Annotated in this window: 17 protein-coding genes; 7 read left to right on the top strand and 10 right to left on the bottom strand. The window is 68.8% G+C overall.

Annotated elements, in window-relative coordinates; translation table 11 throughout:
• Positions 1-54: 54 nt before the first annotated feature.
• Complete coding sequence (locus tag AC5Y7V_RS29895; RefSeq protein WP_499883619.1) at positions 55-1014, top strand: SPFH domain-containing protein; 960 nt, start codon at positions 55-57, stop codon at positions 1012-1014.
• Here the strand turns inward: AC5Y7V_RS29895 and AC5Y7V_RS29890 are convergent.
• Genes AC5Y7V_RS29890 through ddaH form a run of 4 tightly spaced genes read right to left on the bottom strand, consistent with a single transcriptional unit; the run spans position 1011 to position 5420 of the window.
• Positions 1011-1889, bottom strand: coding sequence for a universal stress protein (locus AC5Y7V_RS29890; RefSeq protein WP_499883618.1), 879 nt, complete (start codon positions 1887-1889; stop codon positions 1011-1013). The genes AC5Y7V_RS29895 and AC5Y7V_RS29890 overlap by 4 nt on opposite strands.
• Positions 1886-3316 carry an amino acid permease gene (locus tag AC5Y7V_RS29885; protein WP_499883617.1) on the bottom strand — a complete coding sequence of 477 codons (1431 nt, stop codon included), beginning with the start codon at positions 3314-3316 and terminating at the stop codon, positions 1886-1888. Before AC5Y7V_RS29885 ends, AC5Y7V_RS29890 begins: the two co-directional genes overlap by 4 nt.
• Positions 3317-3345: 29 nt before the next feature.
• The gene (gene rocD, locus AC5Y7V_RS29880; RefSeq protein WP_499883616.1) at positions 3346-4581 is read right to left on the bottom strand and encodes an ornithine--oxo-acid transaminase; all 1236 of its coding nucleotides are present in this window, start codon (positions 4579-4581) and stop codon (positions 3346-3348) included.
• The gene (gene ddaH, locus AC5Y7V_RS29875; protein ID WP_499883615.1) at positions 4578-5420 is read right to left on the bottom strand and encodes a dimethylargininase; all 843 of its coding nucleotides are present in this window, start codon (positions 5418-5420) and stop codon (positions 4578-4580) included. Before ddaH ends, rocD begins: the two co-directional genes overlap by 4 nt.
• 111 nt (positions 5421-5531) lie before the next feature.
• On the opposite strand from ddaH, the gene AC5Y7V_RS29870 reads away from it, so the two are divergent.
• Positions 5532-5978, top strand: coding sequence for an Rv2324 family transcriptional regulator (locus AC5Y7V_RS29870; protein ID WP_499883614.1), 447 nt, complete (start codon positions 5532-5534; stop codon positions 5976-5978).
• 63 nt (positions 5979-6041) lie between these two features.
• Here the strand turns inward: AC5Y7V_RS29870 and AC5Y7V_RS29865 are convergent, their stop codons facing one another.
• From AC5Y7V_RS29865 to AC5Y7V_RS29850, 4 genes are read right to left on the bottom strand one after another with little or no spacing between them, the layout of a single operon-like run.
• Positions 6042-7856 (bottom strand): sulfatase-like hydrolase/transferase, encoded by a 1815-nt coding sequence (locus AC5Y7V_RS29865; RefSeq protein ID WP_499883613.1) that lies wholly within the window; start codon positions 7854-7856, stop codon positions 6042-6044.
• Positions 7849-8298, bottom strand: a complete 450-nt coding sequence (locus AC5Y7V_RS29860) for an SRPBCC family protein (RefSeq protein WP_499883612.1) — start codon at positions 8296-8298, stop codon at positions 7849-7851. Before AC5Y7V_RS29860 ends, AC5Y7V_RS29865 begins: the two co-directional genes overlap by 8 nt.
• A gap of 2 nt (positions 8299-8300) precedes the next feature.
• On the bottom strand, positions 8301-9152 hold the full coding sequence (locus AC5Y7V_RS29855) for a CbiQ family ECF transporter T component (protein ID WP_499883611.1): 852 nt from the start codon (positions 9150-9152) through the stop codon (positions 8301-8303).
• Positions 9149-11200: an ATP-binding cassette domain-containing protein gene (locus tag AC5Y7V_RS29850; protein ID WP_499883610.1), complete on the bottom strand. Its 2052-nt coding sequence runs from the start codon at positions 11198-11200 to the stop codon at positions 9149-9151. The genes AC5Y7V_RS29855 and AC5Y7V_RS29850 overlap by 4 nt, the downstream gene beginning before the upstream one ends.
• 118 nt (positions 11201-11318) lie before the next feature.
• Here AC5Y7V_RS29850 and AC5Y7V_RS29845 point away from each other — a divergent pair, with 118 nt between their 5' ends.
• Together AC5Y7V_RS29845 and AC5Y7V_RS29840 are read left to right on the top strand one after the other, a co-directional pair.
• Entirely contained in the window at positions 11319-11816 is a 498-nt protein-coding gene (locus tag AC5Y7V_RS29845) for a MarR family winged helix-turn-helix transcriptional regulator (RefSeq protein ID WP_499883609.1), read from the top strand.
• Positions 11817-11896: 80 nt separating this feature from the next.
• Positions 11897-14278, top strand: coding sequence for an ATP-binding cassette domain-containing protein (locus AC5Y7V_RS29840; RefSeq protein ID WP_499883608.1), 2382 nt, complete (start codon positions 11897-11899; stop codon positions 14276-14278).
• On the opposite strand, the gene AC5Y7V_RS29835 is transcribed toward AC5Y7V_RS29840, so the two are convergent.
• Positions 14275-14841 carry a methyltransferase family protein gene (locus tag AC5Y7V_RS29835; RefSeq protein ID WP_499883607.1) on the bottom strand — a complete coding sequence of 189 codons (567 nt, stop codon included), beginning with the start codon at positions 14839-14841 and terminating at the stop codon, positions 14275-14277. The two genes, AC5Y7V_RS29840 and AC5Y7V_RS29835, sit on opposite strands and share 4 nt — an antisense overlap.
• Positions 14842-14962: 121 nt before the next feature.
• Here AC5Y7V_RS29835 and AC5Y7V_RS29830 point away from each other — a divergent pair, with 121 nt between their 5' ends.
• Positions 14963-16903: an acyl-CoA dehydrogenase family protein gene (locus AC5Y7V_RS29830; protein ID WP_499883606.1), complete on the top strand. Its 1941-nt coding sequence runs from the start codon at positions 14963-14965 to the stop codon at positions 16901-16903.
• 27 nt (positions 16904-16930) lie between these two features.
• On the opposite strand, the gene AC5Y7V_RS29825 is transcribed toward AC5Y7V_RS29830, so the two are convergent.
• Positions 16931-17398: an LppP/LprE family lipoprotein gene (locus tag AC5Y7V_RS29825; RefSeq protein ID WP_499883630.1), complete on the bottom strand. Its 468-nt coding sequence runs from the start codon at positions 17396-17398 to the stop codon at positions 16931-16933.
• A 336-nt stretch (positions 17399-17734) separates the two neighbouring features.
• Between AC5Y7V_RS29825 and AC5Y7V_RS29820 the strand changes: the two genes are divergently transcribed.
• Together AC5Y7V_RS29820 and AC5Y7V_RS29815 are read left to right on the top strand one after the other, a co-directional pair.
• Complete coding sequence (locus AC5Y7V_RS29820) at positions 17735-21862, top strand: bifunctional nitrate reductase/sulfite reductase flavoprotein subunit alpha (protein ID WP_499883629.1); 4128 nt, start codon at positions 17735-17737, stop codon at positions 21860-21862.
• A 104-nt stretch (positions 21863-21966) separates the two neighbouring features.
• Positions 21967-22157, top strand: a 191-nt coding sequence (locus AC5Y7V_RS29815; RefSeq protein WP_499883605.1) for a hypothetical protein, incomplete at its 3' end; no start/stop codon positions are given.

Here is a 22157-nt window from a genome sequence, read left to right as displayed (position 1 = left end):
CAGGCCCGTCGACGGGCGGTACGCTGACGCGACCTGCAACAAGGAGAGGATGTCATGCCCGGGTGGTGGATTATTGCGATCCTGTTTTTCCTGGTGGCTGCGGTGGCGCTCGTCGCGAGCCTGCTCCTCGACAAGCGGAAGACGTGGTGGGGCATCGCCGCCGCGGCTGCGTTGTTCGGCGTGGTCTTCACGCTCATCAGCGCCTACGACCGGGTGGACACGCGGAACGTCGGCATCATCACCGAGTTCGGCAAGCCGGTGGGTGTGCACGGCGCCGGGATCGTGTGGCATGCGCCGTGGCGCAAGGTGAGTGAGCTGTCGGAGGCGATCCAATTGCAGGCGTTCGAGTCGAACAGCTTCGACGACGCCAGCCAGGGCAGGGGCGCCAACAACAACCCGGCGGCGATCAACGTGCGGCTGGCCAACAACTCGAACGCCTACGTGGACGAGAACCTGAACTGGCGGCTGCGCGAGGGCGCGGCCCCCAAGCTGTTCCAGGATTACGGCGGCGCCAACGTGTTCCAGACGATCAAGGAGCAGTTGGTGGACCGGCAGGCGCAGGTGGCGTTGTCGAAGGTGTTCGCCACGTTCAACCCGCAGGTGATGTTGGCGGCCGCGGCGAATGCGCCGGGCGCGTCGGCGCAGATGCCCGCGCCGGCCCAGGGCGCGGACTTGCCGGCGATGGCCGCGCAGGTCAGGAAGGATCTGCAGGACGCGGTGGGTTCCGAGATCGAGATCCTCGACGTGCGGATCCCGCGGATCTTCTACGACCAGCCGACCCAGCAGCGCATCGACGCCTACAACCAGAAGGTTCAGGAAACGATCAACGCCCAGCAGGACGTCAAGACCGCGGAGCAGAACCGGTTGGCCGCCGAGCAGCGCGCCAACCAGCCCCCACCGGATCTGCGGATCGCGATCTTCAACTGCCTCAACGATCAGGTGAAGAACGGGCGCGACCCCGCCGGGTGCTGGGGCCAGATCGGCGGCCAGCCGCTGGTGCAGGTGCCGCGCTAACCGGGCAGCACCAGCACCGGCACCGGGCTCTCGCGGATGATCTTGGCGCTGCGGGAACCGAGGAACACCCTGCGGATTTCGTCGCGCGACCGGGTGCCCAGCGCCAGGATGTCGCCGTCGCGCCAGTCCGCCTTGCCCAGCGCCTCGTTCCAGTCATGACCGGTAACCACTTGTAACTCAACGTCTTCGCCGACCACCCCGTCGGTCTTCAGGTTCGCCAGGATGTCGCGTGCCTGCGACGCCCACACCTCGAGGATCTCGTCCTCGACGTCGAATCCCACCTCCGGGGGATACATCGACTTGCCCCGGACGGCGAACGTCATCACCCGCAGCGGCACCCCGAATCGCTGGGCGGTCTCCGAACAGCGCCGGACCACGTCGACCGAGTCGGCCGTGGCGGCGTAGGCACAGGTGACCCGCGTCAATCCGCCTGAGCCCGCGCGATATCCGCGGGGGCTGATGGCCACCGGCACGGGCGACGCGTGCAGCAGCCAATCGGCGGTCGTGCCGATGACAACCAGCCCGGGCCCACCGCTGGGCAGCGACCCGAGTACGACGACGTCGCCGCCCACCTCCTCGACCACCTCGATCAGTCCCCCGGACACCGATCGGTGCGCGCGATGCAGATAAGTGACGTCGACGCCGTCGCACAGATCGTGCAGGTACCGCGCGGCCTCCTCGGCCGAGTCCGCCGCCAGACGCTCGGCCCACTGCTCGTACTCGGCGTCGACCCGGGCCAGTGACGGTGTCAGCCAGGGCCTGGGCACGATGGTCGCCACGGTGAGCGACGTCCCGAGCGTCCGCGCGGCGCGGACGGCCAGGTGCAGCCCCGACAGGCCCACCTCGCCGGCCCGGTAACCGGCGACCACGGTCACGGCGTTTCCTCGTTGAGCGCGCTGTGGTGGCGGCCCCACACGAAGTAGAAGGCCAGCGCCGCCGCGATCCACCCGGAAAACGCGATCCAGGTGTACCAGTGCAGGCTGACCAGGATATAGCCGCACACCAGCACCGAAAGTGCCGGTGTGACAGGGTAACCCGGCACCTTGAACGCCCGCGGCAGGTCCGGTTCGCGCACCCGCAGGATGATCACACCCACCGACACGACGATGAACGCCGTCAGCGTGCCGATGGACACCATGTCGGCCAGCTTGTCGAGGGGAACGAAGGCGGCCAGCATCCCCGTGGCGACCGCGACGATTGTGGTGTTCTTCACGGGAGTCATCGTGCGCGCATTCACCGCGGCGAAACTCGTTGGCAGCAGCCCGTCGCGGCCCATGGCGAACAGGATGCGGGTTTGGCCATACATGGTGACGAGCGTGACGGAGAAGATCGAGATCACCGCGCCCGCGCACAATATTGTGCCGGCCCAGCTGCCGTTCGTGACACGGTCGAGGATCGTCGCCAGCCCCGCCTCTTGCTGCCCCGCGAAGTCCCGCCACGGCTGGGTGCCGAGCGCGGCCAGCGCGACCAGGACGTAGACGGTGGTGACGGTCGCCAGCGCCGCGATTATCGCGCGCGGCATGGTCTTTTGCGGATCCTTCACCTCGTCACCCGCGGTCGACACCGCGTCCAGGCCGATGTAGGAGAAGAAGATGGTGCCGGCCGCCGAGCCGATGCCGGCGACCCCCATGGGGGCGAAGTCCTTGAGTTGGTTCGCGTCGAAGGCGGTGAACGCGATGATCACGAACATGGCCAGCACGCCCAGCTTGATCAGCACCATGACCGCGTTGACCTTGGCCGATTCGCTGGCGCCGCGGATCAGCAGCAACGCGCACATTCCGATCAGCACGATCGCCGGCAGATTGATCACGCCGGGCTGCGAGTCCCAGGGCGCCGCCGACAAAGCATGCGGCAGCTGGAATCCGAACAGGCTGCTCAGCAACTTGTTGACATAGCCGCTCCACCCCACCGCGACCGCGGCGGTCGCCACCCCGTATTCCAGCAACAGGCATGCCGCCACGCCGATCGCGACCGCCTCCCCCAGCGTGGCATAGGCGTAGGAGTACGACGATCCCGAAACTGGCACGGCCGAAGCTAATTCGGCGTAGCAGATGGCCGCGAGCCCGGCCGCGATGCCGGCGATGAGGAACGAGACGATCACGCCCGGCCCGGCTTCCGGAACCGCCAGCGACATGACGAAAAAGATCCCGGTGCCGACGGTCGAACCGACCCCGAACATGGTGAGCTGGAATGTGCCGATGCTGCGCTTGAGGTGGTCGTCCGCCCCGCGCGCGGCGTGGGCGCCGACGACGGGATGGCGCCGCAGCATTTGCTCCGTCAGGCTGATCGAGCTGGATGGCACGTGCGCCCCCTGTCGCGTGGATCAGCTGATTATGCGCGCGCCTCCCGCAACACCGCAGCGAACTGATCAATCGCCCAATCGATCTCCTGCCGGGTGATCACCAGCGGCGGCGCGAACCGCAGCGTCGAGCCGTGGGTGTCCTTCACCAGCACGCCGCGCCGGGCCAGTCGCAGGCTGATGTCCTTGCCGGTGCCCAGCGCGGGTTCGACGTCCACGCCCGCCCACAGCCCGAGGCCGCGCACCGCGACCACCCCCTCGCCGATCAGCACCCGCAGCCGGCGGTGCAGGTGCGCACCCAATTCGGCCGACCGGGCCTGGAATTCGCCGCGCGCCAGCATGGCGACGACCGTGGTGCCGATCGCCGCCGCCAGCGGGTTGCCGCCGAAGGTGGAGCCGTGTTCACCGGGGCGCAGCACGCCGAGGATCTCGCGATCGGCGACGACCGCCGACAGGGGCACCACGCCGCCGCCGAGCGCCTTGCCGAGCAGGTAGACGTCGGGCACGACGCCCCACCGGTCGCAGGCGAAGGTGTGGCCGGTGCGGGCCAGGCCCGACTGGATCTCGTCGGCGATCATCAGCACGTTGTGCTCGCTGCACAGCGCGCGGACCGTGGGCAGGTAGTTGTCGGGCGGTACGACGATGCCGGCCTCACCCTGGATCGGCTCCAGCAGCACCGCCACCGTGTCGTCGTCGATCGCGCGGGCCAGCGCGGCGGCGTGGCCGAACGGCACCGAGCGGAAGCCCGGCGTGAACGGCCCGAACCCGTCGCGCGCCGTGGGGTCCGACGAGAAGCTGACAATGCTGATGGTGCGGCCGTGGAAGTTGTTGTCCGCCACGATGATGTTGGCCCGCCCCGGGGCTACGCCCTTGACCTCGGCGCCCCATTTGCGGGCGACCTTCAGTCCGCTCTCGACGGCTTCGGCGCCCGAGTTCATCGGCAACACCATGTCCTTGCCGCACAACCCGGCGAGCGCGGCGCAGAACGGGCCGAGCGTGTCGGAATGGAACGCGCGGCTCACCAGCGTGACGGTGTCCAGTTGCGCGTGGGCGGTCGCGACGATCTCGGGGTTGCGATGACCGAAGTTGACCGCCGAGTAGGCGGCCAGGAAGTCCAGATAGCGGCGGCCGTCGATGTCGGTGATCCATGCGCCCTCGGCGCTCGCCGCAACCACGGGCAGCGGCGAATAGTTGTGCGCCGCATGCCTTTCAACCAGTTCGATCGCCGCGTCGGTTCGATGCGCGGCCCTGGCGTCGAGGATCGTCATGGGAATACCTCCAAAGTGCAGCACTTGACGGAACCGCCGCCCTTGAGCAATTCGGACAAGTCCACGCCGACCGGCTCGAAGCCGGCCTCGCGCAGTTGTGTGGCGAAACCCGTTGCCGCCGAGGGGTGCACGACGTGCAGTCCGTCGGAGACCACGTTGAGGCCGAGCACGTAGGCGTCGGCGCTTGCCACCACAAGCGCGTCGGGAAACAGTGCGCGCAGTTGTTCTTGCGCCGCCGCGCTGAACGCCGGCGGATAGAACGCGATCGTGTGATCGTCGAGGACGGCCAGCGCGGTGTCGAGATGATAGAAGCGCGGGTCCACCAGTTCCAGGGAGACGACCGGAACGCCCAGCGCCGCGGCGATTTCCGGGTGCGCGCGCCGGTCGGTGCGAAACCCGTAGCCGGCCAACACCGTATCGCCGACCATCAGCAGGTCGCCCTGGCCCTCGTTGACGTGGCGGGTGGCCACGGGCCGATAGCCGAGCGATGACATCCATTCGGAGTAGGCGCGGGACTCGCCGACCCGCTCGGCGAACCGGAACCGGGCGACGATCGCGATGCCGCGGGCGATGAAGCCGCCATTGGCGGCGTAGACCATGTCCGGGAGCGCGGGCACGGGCTCGATCACGTCCACGTGGTGGCCCAGCCGCAGGTACGTCTCGCGGAGGGCGTCCCACTGCGCCCGGGCGAGGTGGGCGTCGACGGGCGTGCCGACGTCCATCCAGGGGTTGATCGCGTACTCCACGGCGAAGAAGTCCGGCCGGGTCATCGCGTACCGGCGGGTCCGGGACTCGCGCCATGTCGCGGAGGCGGGCGCGGCAACGTACGAATCCGTCATAAATCAACGGTATTTGTGGCGCTTCAAACAAGCAAACGACGTTTCTTGCGTGTCTAGCATCGATTTGTTGCGCTACAGTGGTTCAGACGGCGATTTGTTAAGGAGCGGCTTATGGACCGCCTCGACGAGACCGACGAGCGCATCCTGACCGAGCTGACCCAGAACGCGCGGGCCACCTTCGCCGAGATCGGCCAGACGGTGAACCTGTCGGCGCCGGCGGTCAAACGCCGCGTCGACCGGATGCTCGACGACGGTGTGATCAAGGGCTTCACCACGGTCGTCGACCCCAACGCGCTCGGCTGGAAGACGGAGGCCTACGTGCAGGTGTTCTGCCACGGCACGATCTCCCCCGAGCAGCTGCGGGCGGCGTGGGTGGACATGCCGGAGGTGGTCAGCGCGGCCACGGTCACCGGCACGTCGGACGCGATACTGCACGTGCAGGCCCGCGACATGCGACACCTGGAGGCGGCGCTGGAGCGCATCCGTTCGAGCGCCCACATCGAGCGCAGCGAAAGCATCGTGGTGCTCTCGAACCTCATCGACCGCATGCGGACATAGCGGCATGCGGCCCCCGCGAGCCTAACCGCACCGCGAAATTCCGGCCGATTTTTCGCAGTGTGGTCAGGCTCGCGAACGTACCAGCCGAACCAGACGGCTCAACCTCGACGGCCGCGGCGCAGGCGGCCGCCGGGACACATAGGGCCACGGCCGGTTTCGCTCAGGGACGGAGAGCGCCCGGGCGTGCTTGAGCTGCGTCCGCAAGTGCTGGCGCAGGTCATGCAGATCGGGATCGGTCCAGCGGTTGTCGGCTTCGATCGGGTCGGCGGTCAGGTCGTACAGCTCCCATTGGTCGTCAACGGGCGACGTCCGGTACGCCTCGCCGCCGAGCCCGTTGGCCGCGAGGTGGCGCACCCCGGGTTCGGTCCAGGTGGCCGGGTCGTCGAAGGTGCGGACCAGCTTCCATAGGTGTCCGGCTCCCCCGGCTGCGGTGGCGCCGTCGACGCGGAGCACCAGCCCCTCGAAATTGGACGCGGTGTGGGCGGGCACCCGAATGCGCAGCGGGGCGGGCGGATTGACGGTGCGCTTGAGGCGGCGCGCGAGCCCCGAGGCGCCGCTGTCGCCCTCGAGCATGTTGTCGCGGGTCATCAGGTAAACGGCCCGCGCGTCGTCGGCGGGTGCCCCGTCCACGACGGGCATGAGGTCGCGGCCCGGCAGGTCGTGGACTTCGGAGAACGACTCGGCCAGTGTGGCGGCGACGGCGGCGGCTTCGATGCCGGCGGCCGAAAGCAGCGTCGGCACCAGGTCGACGTGCGACGTCGGCGCGGTCACGACGCGTGGGCTGGTGGGCCGTTCGCCGATGCGGGCGATCACGAACGGAACGCGGGTGGCCTCGTCGTACAGGTTGAACCATTTCTGGTGCAGCCCGCCGTGGGCGCCCAGCAGGTCCCCGTGATCGGCGGTGCGCACCAGCACCGCGTTGGCCGAGCCACCCTCGGTCACCGCCCGCCTCACCCGGTCGATCGGCTCGTCCACCTCGGCGTGCAGGCGGTAGTAGAGGTCGCGGTAGCGCTGGGCGTTGCGCTCGTAGACTCGGCTGATCGCCGGTGCCGGGCCGTAGCCGGAGTAATAGGCCTCGCGGAAGGCGATTTGGGCGGCCGGCTTCGTCGACAGGTCCTCGTCCGCGGTGGGCGCCGGGGGCACCGGCGGCGGATCCAACGGCGACGCCTTGACCGGACCCCGGCGCGACCAAGTCGGGAACAGCACGATGTCGTGGGGGTTGACGAAGCTGGCGACCAACAGGAACGGGCGCAGCGCGTCGGGGTCGCCGGCGCGGCGGCGGGCATAGCGGTCGGTGAGCCAAGCGACGACGCGATCGGCGATCAGCGGGTCCCGGCGGATGCCCGCGTTGGCCAGCAGCGCGCCATGCGGTTCGGGTCCGACCCATCCCGAAAAGCCGAACGGCCCAAGCGGATCGGCGTCCAGGTAGCGTCGCACCGCGGCGGCATCGACGGCGCCGTCGTCGTCGTTGGTCAGCAGTGAACGCCCGGTGGACGGGTCGATGAGATCGGCGTGCGAGATGTGCCACTTGCCGTCGTAGTGGGTGTCGTATCCGGCCGCCCGGAACCAGTTGCCCAGGGTGGGCACCTCACCCTGACGCAGCCACCGCATGCGGGAATCGTCGGCCGTCTTTCCGATGCCGTCGGTCTGGGTGACCCCATGCAGGTCGGGGTAGTGGCCGGTGAAAATCGTTGGGCGGCTGGGCACGCAGGCCAGCGACCCGGTGTAGTGCCGGCCGAAGCTGACGCCGTGATCGTCAAACCACTTGCGGCCGATGAGCGTTCGGTCGCGCCACGCCAACACCCCGGGAATCTCGTACGGCGGAACGGCGCGCTCCTCGTCAGTCATGATGATGATGACGTCGGGGCGATCAGACACGGGCGTTCTCCAATCGATTCGCCAGCCCGGCGAGCATCACGTCGGACTGGCGCGCGAGAAAGCGGCATAGCACGCGTTCGGCCAGTTTTTGTGCTGGGCTGTGACCGATTTCGACCGTGCTGGTGAGGGTCACGACGGTCGAGCCGGACGGGGCCGGGGCGAGCGTCCAGCGGTTGGTCATCCTGCGCACGCGGCCGGGCAGGCCCTCGACGTCGTAGGCCAGGGCGCGCGGCGGGTCGAACTCGGTGATGCGTTCGACGAGGGCGTCGCGTTTGACCTGGACCCGCCTGGCGGTGCCGACGGCACCGTCGGCTCCGGAGAACAGGATGCACGAGTGGTCGACGTTGCCGGCCCACGAACTGATCGCGCCGAAGTCCGCGAGGACGTGCCAGATCTGTTGGGGGCGGGCCGCGATGCCGCGGCTGCGGGCGATGTCGGCCATGCCTAGGGCATTGCGTGAATCATCGTCTCGAGCACCACCGCCAGGCCGCTGACCGCGAGTGTGATCGCGATGGTCACCCAGTCCGCCAGCTTGGGTCGCGCCGGGTTGGCCGAGAGCTGACCGGTGCCGCCGCGGGCGGTGATCGCGTCGCCCATCTCGTCGGCGCGCCGCAGGGTCACGGTGGTGGCGGCGGCCAGCAGGTCGATCAGCTCCAGGGCGTGCCGGCGGCGACGGGCCTTGCGGCTCCGCGGTATCCGTTTGGGCCGCAACCGGCGGGCGGCGTAGAGCACCTGGAACTCGTCGATCAGCATCGGGAAGGCGCGCAGCGCCAGCGCCAGGGCCGCCGCCCATTCGTCGACCGGGATGCGCAGCAGCTTGAACGGCCGGCCCAAAGTGGCCAGCGCGGGCCCTATTTCGGCGACGTTGGTGGTCCAGGACACCATCGCGCCGAGCGCGAGCAGCACGATCGACAGCGCGGTGATCCGCAGGAAGTGCAGCCCTCCCCCGAGGCCGAGCTCGAGGCCGCCGATCGAGAATTTCGGGCCGCTGCCACCCAGCACGGCGGTGATGCCGCCCAGTGCGATGACGATCCACAACCAGCGCGGGATGGACGGCACCGCGCCGCGCGGGATGCGCGCGATCCGGACCGCCGCCAGGACCAGCGCCGCCACCAGGCCGATCGTCACCCAGCCCGGGTAGAAGGTCAGCAGCGCCGAAACACCGAAAACGACAAGCAGTTTGGTGCCAGCCCACAGCTCGTGGATGGCCGACGTTCCGGGCACCGGGACGAGCAGCACGACCGGACGCGGCGTGCGTCGGGCCGAGGCGCGTTCCGGGGCGGAGGTTGCGGTCATGCCATGCCCCCCGCCGTGGCCGACACCGGCTCGAGCGTGCCGTTGCGCAGGTGCAGGGTGCGCGGGCACAGGTCCTCCAGCCCGACGAAGTCGTGCGAAATGACCACCACCGTCAGGTCCTGCTCACGGCGCAGGTCTTCCAGCAGCCGCAGCAGGCCGCGCTGGCTGGCGGCGTCCAAGCCGGCCAGCGGCTCGTCGAGGATCAGCGCCCGCGGCGAGCGGGCCAGGAGTCCGGCCAGCACCACGCGGCGCATCTGGCCGCCGCTGAGCTGGTCGATCGGCCGCGTGGCCAGCGTCGGATCGAGTCCGACGACGGCCAGCGCCGCGGCGACCCGATCCTTCTCGCGCGGCGAAAAGCCCGCTGCCGAGGCGACTTCCAGGTCGACGCGGCCGCGCATCAGTTGCAGTCGGGCCGCCTGGAACGACAAGGCCACCGCGCCGACCTGCTCGTGGATGGGCCGGCCATCCATGAGGCAGGTACCGCTCGTCGGCACCGTGAGCCCGGCCATGATCCAGGCCAGCGTCGACTTGCCCGAGCCGTTGCCGCCGTGGATCAGCACGCCGTCGCCCTGCTCCACGGTGAAGCTGATGTCGCGCAGCGCGGTTTTGGCCCACGGGGTGCCGCTGCCGTATTCGTGGCCGACGCCGACAAGTTCGATCACCGGCGCCTGCGAGCCGTGGTTCACCGCGGCCCCGTTGGTTGCGGCCGGCGCCGGCACGGACTCGACCATCACGGAGTTGTCCGGGGAATCGCTGAGATCGACTGTGCGGTCGGCGGACTCGGCCTCGGTGTTGTAGTGCGTGATGTGCACCAGGGCGGTGCGGTGGCGTTTGGGAAGATCGGACAGCACGCGCAACAACGCATCCCGTCCCTGCTGGTCGACCATGGTGGTCACCTCGTCGGCGATCAGCAACGCCGGCTCCCTGGCCAGCGCCGCGGCGAGCGCGAGGCGCTGCAGCTCGCCCCCGGAGAGGCTTCCGGTTTCGCGTTGCGCGAGTCCGTCGAGGCCGACCTCGCTGAGCAACCGGTCCACGTCGATCTTGGTGCCGGGCGGCAGACCCCAGACCACGTCGTCGGCGACCCGCGTTCCCAGCACCTGGCTTTCGGGGTGCTGCAGCACGACCGCGGTCCCGCCCAGTTTGCCCAGGCCCACCGCGCCGGGGCGCTCCACGGTGCCCGACGTCGGTTCGCGGCCGGCCAAAATCAGCATCAGCGTGGTCTTCCCGGATCCGTTGGGTCCGGTGATCGCGACGTGCTCTCCCACCCGGAGGTCCAGGCTGAGCTCGCGCAGCGCGTCCTGGCGCGCACCCGGATAACGGAAACGCACCTTGTCCAGCCGCACCGGAACGGGTCCGACGGCGCCCTCGGCCTCGCTTTCGTCCGGGGAATCGAGCTGGTGCACGTCGGGGATGCCGCGCATCCGATCCAGCAGGCGGGACAACGCCCACCAGCCGATCAGCGACACGATCAGGATCCCGATGACGTAGTAGATGAGCACCAGCAACTGCCAATGCTGCACGCCGAGAGCGAAATAGCGCTTCAAGTCCGCGCCGACGCCCTGCATGTGCACCCGGGTCAGGAACGCCGCGACCCCGTTCACGTCCGCGGTGATGACGTCGAAGATCAGGCGACGCAGCCGGCTCATCACGGTCAGCCCGATGACGTCCGCGGCGCCGAATGCCAGCCCGGCGATCAAGGACCAGAAGATCACCGTGGGCAAGCCGCGGCGCTTCCGCTTGATGATTCCGGTCAGGCCGCCGATGTAGACGCAATGGATGACGGTCATCAGACCGCCCAACCCGGCGATCAGGAAGGCGATCATCCCGGCGGCGACCGTCGCGGCCATCAGGACGCGGAACCGGTAGCGGTAGGCCAGCAGCCCGGTGGGCACGGTGCCCAGCAAGGCCAGTCCCGCGGCGAACGGGACGATCACCGAGATGATGGCGATGACCGCGCACAGCGCCCCCATGACGGAGGCCTGCGCCAACTCGACCGGCCGCAGCGGTCCACCCCGTTGGTGGGAACGGGATGGTCGGGGGACGGTCACCTCACCGATTCTGCCAGGCCGCAGCGGCAAGTCCCCGCGCCACACCACATACGCTGGGTTTTTGCGCCGACGCGTGTGGCGCTCGTCTCGCTTAGCAAAGCTATGCAACCATGGATGTATGAACGCATCCGCCGCCAACCACAACGATGTCGTTGACGCCGCAAACGCCGAGTCCCAGTCCGGCCTCGGAGCCGATCTCCTCGCCGTCGTCGCCCGCCTGAACCGACTGGCCACCCAGCGCATCCAGATGCCGCTGCCCGCCGCGCAGGCCCGGCTGCTGGCCACCATCGAGGCCCATGGGGAGGCGCGGATCGGCGACCTGGCCGGCGTCGACCACTGTTCCCAACCGACGATGACCACGCAGGTGCGCCGCCTCGAGGACGCCGGCCTGGTCACGCGGACCGTCGATCCCGGCGACGCCCGGGCGGTCCGCATCCGGATCACGGCCGACGGGATGCGCACGCTCGACGCCGTCCGGGCCGACCGGGCCGCCGCGATCGAGCCGCAGCTGGCCCTGCTCGAGCCGGCGGACCGCGAGGTGCTGAAGGATGCGGTCGACGTCCTGCGGCGGCTCCTCGAGAGCGCCGCGTCGACGCCGCGCCGCCATACCCTGTGACGGCATCGTCCGGTGGATGCATCGCCGCGGGCGGGTAGACACTGGAAGTTCGGACTGACCGGTGACGAAAGGTGGCGGTGATGCGGCCCGAGGCTTCCGCCTTCCCGGCCTTCCCGTTGACCGTATGGTTCGGACAGACGAGGTACGTCTTCGCTCCCGGTCGCGACGTGCTGGTGGGCTACGGCCCCGGAGTCGACATCGCGCTCGGGCCGCCGGGCAGCCCGGCGGGATCTCACCCCGATGTGGTGCTGCGGTTCACCGGTAGGCACTGGGTCGCGATCGACAACGGCCCCCGCGGGATGTTCGTCAACGGCTCGCGGGTGCCGGCCGTCGACATCCACTCCGGCCAGGCGATCACGATCGGCGATCCGCAGCGAGGTCCGCGGCTGGTTTTCCAGATCGACCCGCCCGGACGGCCGCCGGGTCCACCGCCGCCGCGACGGTTCCGGCAGCCCCCTGGAACGCCGCGTCCGCCGCAACCCCCGCCTCCCGGCACCGGGCAGCGCCCGACCGACCCCAACTTGCGGGCGCCGACCGAGCGCGGCACCCAGCCAATTCCGATCCCGCCACCCCCGCCGCCCGCGGTCGAGCCGCCAGGCCCGCCCGCCCCGCCGGAACCGCCGGCGCCACCCGTCGCCGAGACGCCCGAGGCCGTGGAACCCGAACCGTCCAACGGTCCGGGCCTGATCGAAAGGATGACCACGCGCAAGCTGCGGACCCCGAGCCGCTCCTTCCGCACTCAGGAGGGCAACTCCACGTTTCGGCTCCCGCTCAGGTCCGGCGCGCGGACCAGCGGGGTCGCGGCATACCAGCTGGGGCTCACGGTCGACGGGCACGAGGTGCTCACCGACATCTCGTTCACGGCGGGCCTGGGCACCCTGACCGCGATCGTCGGACCGTCGGCGCCGCGCAACTCGGCACTGCTCGAATTGCTCTCCGGCACAAGGGAACTCAGCTCCGGAAGAACCACAGTCGACGGCCACGACGTGCACGCCGAACCCGAGTCGATGCGCACCCGCATCGGGGTGGTGCGCGGCGACGACTGCCTGCACTCGCGGCTCACGGTCGAACGGGCGTTGGCCTACGCGGCCGAACTGCGCCTGCCGCCGGACACCGCGGCCGAGCACCGTCGGCGCGTGGTGGACCAGGTGATCGAGGAACTCGAGCTGGCGCCCCACCGCGCGACGCGGATCAGCAAGCTCCCACCCGAGGTGCGCCGGTGTGCGTCACTGGCGGTCGAACTGGTCACCCGGCCGACGCTGCTCGTGGTCGACGATCCGGGCGCCGGGCTGGATGCGCCGCAGCAAGAGCGCGTGATGGCGGTCCTGCGTCGCCAGGCCGACATCGGCTGTGTCGTGGTGGTCGCGATGCCGTCGCACGCATCACTGGGCAGCCTCAACCTCTGCGACCAGGTATTGGTCCTCACCGCGCGGGGCGCCACGGCTTTCCTCGGGACGCCGTTGCAGGTCGAGTCGGTGATGGGCACCCCCGACTGGGCCGAAGTCATCGAGCGGGTCGGCGCCGATCCCGACGGCGCGCACGACGGGTTCCGGGCCCGGCAGCAAGGACTGGCCCCGCCGACGCCGCCGGAGGTCGCACCGCCGTGGCCGCTGCCCGACGGGCTCTCCGCGAAGCGGCAGGTCCGGGTGCTGGCATGTCGACAGCTCCGCCTGCTCTTCGCCGACCACATCTACTTCCTGTTCCTGGCGATCCTGCCCTTCGTGCTGGCGGCGCTGACGCTGTTGATCCCCGGCGATTCCGGCCTGGAACGGCCCAACCCGAGCGGTTCCAACCCGCACGAGGCCATCGAGATCCTGGCCGCGCTCAACATCGCCGCGGTGATCGTGGGCACCGCCCTGACTATCCGCACGCTGGTCGAGGAGCGCCGCGCCTTCCGGCGCGAGCAGGCCGTCGGGCTTTCGGCCCCGGCCTACCTGGGCGCCAAGATCGTCGTCTTCGGCCTGGCCGCGCTCATCCTGACGGGCATCTTCTTCGCGATCGTCGTCGTGGTGAAAGGCGGCCCGGTGCACGGCCCGGTGCTGTTGGGCTTCGCCGGCGGGGCCACGGCCGAGCTCTATCTGAGCGTGGCCGCGACGGCGCTCGTGTCGGCGGTCGTCGGTCTGGCGCTGTCCGCGACGGGCAACCGGCTGCGCGAGGTGCTGCCGCTGCTGGTGCTGGTGATCCTGTCCTCGCTGCTGCTCAACGGCAGCCTGGTGCAACTGGTCAGCAAGTGGGGCTTCCAGCAGATCTCCTGGTTCGTCCCGGCCCAATGGGGCTTCGCGGCGTCGGCGTCCGTCGCCGATCTGCGCCGGGTCGACGCACTGGCCGCCAACGCCCAGATGTGGACGCACTATTCGGGCTGGTGGGTGTTCGACATGGTGATGCTCTTGGGCTTCGGCGCCGGCGCGGCCGGCTTCGCCCTTTTCCGGCTGCGCGCGCCCAAACGGCCGTCCGGCGGCTAGACGTAGCGCCGGACGCGGCGGCAGTAGTCGGCGTATTCGTCGCCATAGCGCTGCCGCATGAATTCTTCCTCGCGCAACACTTGCCGATGGAACAGCGCGGCGGCGGCGACCAGGTAGATCAACGGAACCCAGTTGGGGAACACCAGCAGCTGGCCGACGAGGAAAACGAAGAACCCGACATAGATCGGGTTGCGGCTCATCGCGAATATGCCGCTCGTCACCAGCCCGCCGGGCTGGTCGACGTCGATACCCACGCGGAAGCTGGCGCCGAATGACACCAGGCTGAACACCAGGATCAGGATCCCGACCAGGCAGAGGGCCACTCCCAACCAGGCGAGCAGGGTCGAGTGGAAAAACCGCTGACGGCCGGCCAGCGGCCACCCGAAGGCCGCGGCGAACACCGTGTAGAAGTAGAACAGCGCGACGGGCGGGATCAGGAAGTCGGTCTTGTCGAGCTTCCCGAAATGCATTGCTTGAGTGCCGGTTCTGCGCAGCAGCATGACTCTGGCGAGGACGGTGCCGATCAGCAGCACGATCATGGCAGCGGCGAGATACTGCGGCATCGCTCGATCATCACACTTGCAGCGCGGCGCCCGGCGAGCGATCAGCGCGGAAAATGCCGACGTTGCGCGATTGTTGTTCAAGGCCTGTTTCAAGGCCTGAGCAGCGGGTTACCGTCCATCTATGGCGCCAGACACTAAAAGCACGGCCGAACACCTGCGCACCGCCTTGGACGGGCGGTGGCGCGACGTGAAGAACCGGATGCGGGACACGATGACCGAGGACCTGTTCCGCCCGCATTACACGCCCAACACCGTGATCGCCCGCACCAAGGTGGCAGAGCAGATGCGGATCATGGCCGCGTTCGGCGCCGCCGCGGACTCGTTCCGCAAGGAACACGGCGGCACCGGCGACGTCGGCGCGGCGATCACGATGATCGAGATGCTGGCGATGTCGGACCTGTCGCTGATGGTGAAGGCCGGGGTCCAGTGGGGGCTGTTCGGCGGCGCCGTGGAGAACCTGGGCACCGAACGCCACCACGAGGCCTACGTCAAGAAGATCATCAGCCTCGAGCTGCGCGGCTGTTTCGCCATGACCGAGACCGGGCACGGCAGCGACGTCCAGTCGCTGGAAACCACCGCGACCTACGACCCCGAGACCGAGGAGTTCGTCGTCGACTCCCCCACCCCGACCGCCCGCAAGGACTACATCGGGGGTGCCGCCGAAACCGCCACCATGGCATCGGTTTTCGCGCAACTGATCACCACCGAAGACGGCAAACCGGTCAACCACGGCGTGCACTGCCTGCTGGTCCCGATCCGCGACGCCGACGGCAACGACCTGCCCGGGGTGACGACGTCGGACTGCGAGTACAAGGGCGGCCTGCCCGGTGTGGACAACGGCCGCATCGTCTTCGACCATGTCCGCGTCCCGCGGGTGAACCTGCTGAACAAGTACGGCGACGTAGCCCCGGACGGCACCTATAGCTCCCCGATCGACAACCCCAACCGCCGGTTCTTCACCATGCTGGGCACGCTGGTTCGCGGCCGGATCACGGTGGGCGGCAGCGCGGGCGCCGCCGCGCGCGTCGCGCTGGACATCGCCACTCGATACGCGTTGCAGCGCAGGCAATTCAGCGCGCCGGACGAAAACACCGAGGTGCTCATCATGGACTACCTGGCGCATCAGCGCCGGCTGTTTCCGTTGATCGCCCGGTCATACGCGCTGCAGTTCGCCCAGAACGAGCTCGTCAGCAAGTGCCACGACGTCCAGACCGCCGACGCGCCCGACGCCGACGAGCAGCGGGAGCTGGAGGCGCGGGCCGCGGGGCTGAAGGCGGCCAACACCTGGCACGCGTCGCGAGCCATCCAGGAGGCGCGGGAGGCCTGTGGCGGCGCGGGCTACATGGCCGAGAACCGGCTGATCGCGCTGCGCGGGGACACAGATGTCTTCACCACGTTCGAGGGCGACAACCACGTGCTGACCCAATTGGTGGCCAAGGAGCTGCTGACGGCTTATGCCGACGACATCCGCAGCATGAGCCCGGTCGAGTGGGTGCGCTTCGCCGCCAACACCGTCGGTGAGCGGGTGCGGAAACGCACTGCGGCCGAGGCGATTATGCAGACGATCATCGACGCCCGTCAGGACAGCGAGGAGGAAGGCAGCCTGTTCAACCGCGGCACCCAGGTAACCATGTTCGAGGAGCGCGAGGACTATCTGCTCTCGTCGGTGGCGCGCCGGCTGCAGGGGAAATCCAAAGAGATGTCTGAATTCGACGCGTTCAACGCCGTGCAGGATCACGTGCTGCACGCGGCGAACGCGCACATCGACCGAATCGTGCTGGAAGCGTTCGTCGCCGGGATCGACTCGTGCGAGGACAGGGAGGCCCGCGAGCTCCTCGAAATGGTTTGCGACGTGTACGCATTGTCGGTGATCGAGGACGACAAGGCCTGGTACATCGAGCACGGCTACCTGTCGACCGGGCGAGCCAAGGCGGTCACCCGCGGCATCAACGATCGGTGCCGCAAGCTGCGCCCGTACGCGGAGACGCTGGTCGACGGGTTCGGCATCCCGGAACCGCTGCGGTACGCGGAGATGCTGCACCCGGAGAACCTGCCCGACTGAGGCTTTGGCGGCAGGGCTTTGGGCGCCCTACTGATGCGGGATCTTGCCGAGCGCCTGCAGCTTGCCGTCCGGCCCGATCTGGAACTTCACTGTGCCGATCCCGGTGGGACAGCAGGGTTCGTCCTTGCCGACCTGCCATTGGTACTGGACGGTGATCGTGTCGTCGGACGGCGGCAGCACGGTGATGTAGGGCTTCGGGTTCGGCGTGGGCGGGCCCAGCGGGGTGTTGTGGTCGAAGAAAAGCAGCTGCTGCGGAGTCGACTCGCTGGCGATGGTCGGGATGATCTGAACCCAGGACAGGCGGCACTTCTTGGTGTGCCCCCGCGCGATTTCGACCCACGTCGAGCCCGGCACCTCGACCGGGACGGAGGCGATGGCCTGCCGCACCGTGTCGGCCGTCGGACCGTCGGACTCCTTACACGTATCGGCCCGCGATGCCGGCGGAGCCGTCGGTTTTCCGCCACACGCCGACGCCAACAAGATCAACAGAATCACAAACGGGCGGCGCACATCGTGAGCTTAACGAAAACTGTGAATATCCCATTTGTTTCGTCCGAAGCGCCGTTCTGAGAGGCAAATCACCGAGGCCGGCGGGTAGTCTGGCCGACGTCGCGGATCGGTGCTGACCTGCGATTACGCGGCATTCCAGCGACCTCACACGCCAGTGCGGATTCGGTGAAAGCAAGCCGTAAAACGGCGGAAACATCGGACGTCCGACGCCGAAACATCATTGCCGCACCATTTGGCGCATTAAGCCCGTGCGCGCTCGAGGGGAGGAAAGTAGGCGTGGCCAAAGAGCCCCATGGCGTTCGCGCGGACGCCGTGCCGAGTATGTGCGCCTACTGCGGTGTCGGTTGCGGCATGGTGTTGCACGTCACAGCGGACCCGGCGAGCGGCGGCCGTCACGTTACGAAAACTGTTGGAAACAAAAGCCACCCGGCCAACTTCGGCCGGCTGTGCACCAAGGGCGCGACCACATCCGACCTGCTGGCCGCGCCGGGCCGGATGGAATCGGCCCACGTGCGAGCCGACCGCGGCGAGCCCCTCGAGCCGATCGACATCGACGACGCGATTACTCAGTGCGCCACGCGGCTCCGCGAGATCATCGACCAGGACGGCCCCGACTCCTTCGCCATGTACGTGTCGGGCCAGATGTCAATCGAGGCCCAATATTTGGCGAACAAGCTGACCAAGGGCTTCATCGGCACCAACCAGATCGAGTCGAATTCGCGGCTGTGCATGGCCAGCGCGGGTTCCGGATACAAGCTGTCCCTGGGCGCCGACGGACCTCCCGGCTCGTACCAGGACTTCGACGCGGCCGACGTGTTCCTCGTCATCGGGTCCAACATGGCCGACTGCCACCCGATCTTGTTCCTGCGCATGATGGATCGTGTCAAGGCCGGCGCCAAGCTGATCGTGGTGGACCCGCGCCGCACCGCGACCGCCGAGAAGGCCGACCTGTTCCTGCAGCTCGCGCCCGGGACCGATCTCGCGCTGCTGAACGGGCTGCTGCACCTGATCGTCCAAAACGGACACACCGACCCCGAATTCATCGCCGGATTCACCGAAGGCTGGGAAGTGATGCCGAGCTTTCTCGCTCAGTACACGCCGGAACGGGTCGGCGAAATCACCGGCATCCCAACCGAAGACATCCGCACCGCGGCTCGCTGGATCGGCGAAGCCGAAAACTTCATGAGCTGCTGGACGATGGGCCTCAACCAGAGCACCCACGGCACCTGGAACACCAACGCGATCTGCAACCTGCACCTGGCCACCGGCACCATCTGCAAGCCCGGCAGCGGCCCCTTCTCGCTCACCGGGCAGCCCAACGCCATGGGCGGGCGCGAAATGGGCTACATGGGGCCGGGTCTGCCGGGTCAGCGCTCGGTGGCGTCGGCCGCCGACCGTGAGTTCGTCGAGGACCAGTGGGGCATCCCCCGCGGCTCGCTGCGCACCGAGGTCGGCACCGGCACCGTGGACATGTTTTCCCGGCTGGCCGACGGTCAGATCAAGGCCTGCTGGATCGTCTGCACCAATCCCGTTGCCTCGGTGGCGAACCGGAAAACCGTGCTGGCCGGCCTGGAAAGCGCCGAGTTGGTGATCGCCCAGGACGCGTTCCTGGAGACCGAGACCAACGAGTACGCCGACCTATTGCTGCCGGCCGCTCTGTGGTCGGAGTCCGAAGGGGTGATGGTCAATTCCGAGCGGAACCTGACCCTGTTCCAGCCGGCCGTCGAGGCGCCCGGCCAGGCGCTGCCGGACTGGCAGATCATCGCCCGAATCGCCTGCGCGATGGGGTTTTCCGAGGCGTTCAGCTACCAGAGCGCGGAGGAAGTGTTCGAGGAAATCAAGAGATTCTCGAACCCCGCGACGGGCTACGACCTGCGCGGCGCCAGCTATTCGCGGTTGTGCGAGACGCCGTTGCAGTGGCCGTGCCCGCCCGACGGCGCCGACCGGAACCCCATCCGCTATCTGAATGACGGTGTGAGCCAGGCTCGGCTGGTCCGCGAGGACGGCGCCGTGCCCCGGCTGGCCTTCCCCACCGCGAGCGGGCGCGCGGTGTTCTTCGCCCGCCCACACCTGTTGCCCGACGAGATGCCCGACGACGACTTCCCGTTCCTGCTTAACACCGGGCGCCTGCCGCACCAATGGCACACGATGACCAAGACCGGGAAAGTCGCCAAACTCAACAAGCTCAACCCCGGACCGTTCGTCGAACTCCATCCCGACGACGCGGCCCGCCTGCAGATCGATGACGACGACCCGGTCGAAATCGCCTCGCGCCGCGGTCGGGCCGTGCTGCCCGCCGTCATCACCGACCGGGTCCGGCCCGGCAATTGCTTTGCGCCCTTCCACTGGAACGACGCCTTCGGCGAGTACCTGGCGATCAACGCCGTCACCAACGACGCCGTCGACCCGGTTTCGCATCAGCCGGAGTTCAAGGCCTGCGCCATATCCCTCACGAAGGTCGCCGTCGCGCAACCCGATTCGAGCGCCGCGCCATCAACCGCCGACGAGATCAGCCCGGCCCGCGTCGACGCGTTCGCCGAACTCCTCGGCGTGGCAAACCAACCGGCGCCGCAGTTCGGTCCGCTGGGCCGCTCCTACCTTGCCGGCCTCGTCGCGGGGCTGCGCTCGGACGCCGGCCGCCGCTCCGCCGGGGCGCCGACCCTGCCCCAAAACGCCCCGTTCGATTCCAACACCCGCCTGTGGATCGACGGCCTGCTCGCCGGGCTGTTCGCCCGCACCGAGGCGCCGGCTGTCCAGGAACCGATCGTCGAGGCACCCGACCCCGCGCCCGAGCGGTCGGCCATCGTGGTGTTGTGGGCCTCGCAAACCGGAAACGCCGAGGAACTCGCCGCCGACGTCGCCGCCCAGTTGCGCAAGGCCGCCCTGCCGGTCGCGTTGCACGCCATGGACGACTTCCCGTTGGCGCAGCTTCCGACAACGCGTGAGCTACTGCTGGTCACCAGCACCACCGGCGACGGCGACCCACCGGACAACGGCACCGGCCTGTGGCGGGCATTAACGTCCGACGGCGCACCGCGTTTCACCGACACCCGCTACGCGGTGCTCGCGCTGGGCGACTCCAACTACGACGACTTCTGCGGCCACGGCCGCAAGCTCGACGAGCGGCTCGCCGAGCGCGGAGCCACCCGAATCGTCGACCGGGTCGACTGCGAGCCCGACTACGAGGACGGCGCGGCCAAATGGTTGAGCGGAGTCATCGAGGCGCTGGCCCGCACGCCGGCACCGGTGGGCCGGGACGGTGGCGCGCCGGCGGCGCTCGCCTCCCCGGTCGCCGCGCCGACCCGGCCGGCCAACGGGCCCGGGGCCGTCGGCTACTCCAAGAAGCATCCCCTGATCACCGACATGGCCTGCAACATCAAGCTGGGCCGGCCGGAATCGGCAAAGGACGTGCGGCAGCTGGTCTTTCGGGTGCCCGAGAACACGATCAGCTACGAGGCCGGCGACGCGCTCGGGGTGTGGCCGCGCAACAGCGACCGGCTCGTCGACGAATGGCTGTCGGTCACCGGACTCGACGGGCAGACCCCGGTCGAGGTCGGCGAGCACGGCTTGATGTCGTTGCGCTCCGCGCTCACCGAGCGAACCGAGATCGCCCACATCAGCCGGGATCTGGTGCGGTTCGTGCAGGAGCGCACCGGCAACCGGAAACTTGCCGAACTGCTGCGCCCGGAAAACAAGGCCGAGCTCAGCAACTGGACATGGGGGCGCCAGCTGGTGGACCTGCTGGCGCAGCTGCCGGTCTACGCATCCGCCCACGAATGGCTGCGCGTCCTCAAACGCCTTCAGCCGCGACTGTACTCGATCTCGTCGAGCCCCAAGGAGTGCCCGGGCGAAGTTCACCTGACGGTTTCGCCGGTCCGCTACAACTTCCAGGGCGTCCCGCGCCGCGGTGTGTGTTCGACCTACCTCGCCGACCGCTCCCCCGGCGATCGCGTCGCCGTCTATCTGCAGCCGTCGAGCAACTTCCGGCCGCCCAGCGACCCGGACACCCCGATGATCATGATCGGACCGGGCACCGGGATCGCGCCCTTCCGCGGCTTCCTGCAGGAGCGCCGCGCGCTGGGCCACACCGCGCCCAATTGGCTGTTCTTCGGCGAGCAACACGCGGCCACCGACTACTACTACCGCGACGAGATCGAACAGATGCGCGCCGACGGGCTGCTCACCGAGCTGGACCTGGCGTTCTCGCGCGACCAGCGCGACAAGATCTACGTGCAGCACCTGATGCGCAAGCGCGGGGACCAACTGTGGCGCTGGCTGCAGGACGGCGCGCAGCTCTACGTCTGCGGCAACGCCGATCCCATGGCCAAGGACGTCGACCGCGCGCTCTGCGAAATCGCCGCCGAACACGGCAACCTCGACGCCGAGGCGGCGCGGGAATACATGCAGTCGCTGAGCGCCGACAAGCGCTACCACCGCGACGTCTACTAGGGCGCATGACCCGTAATACGACGGAAACGTCGCAAACCCGCCGCTGAAACATCGCTGACGCAGCATTCACTCATTAGGTCGCGCACTAAAAGGAGTGACGTAGCGTGGCTCGCGATTCTGAAAGGCCAGTCTGCCCGCGGCGGCAGTGTCCCCTGCATCCCGACGGCGGGGCGTCGGCGCCGGGTCAAGTCGACTGGGCGGGGTTGCCCATCAACCTGGACATGGCGTTCTCCCGCGTGCAGCGCGACAAGGTCTACGTGCAGCACGTGATGCGCAAGCAGGGTAGCCGGCTGTC

Source organism: Mycobacterium sp. NGS34 (assembly GCF_059812845.1).
Note: the sequence above shows the minus strand (reverse complement) of the source record. Positions and strands in the feature narration are given on the sequence as shown.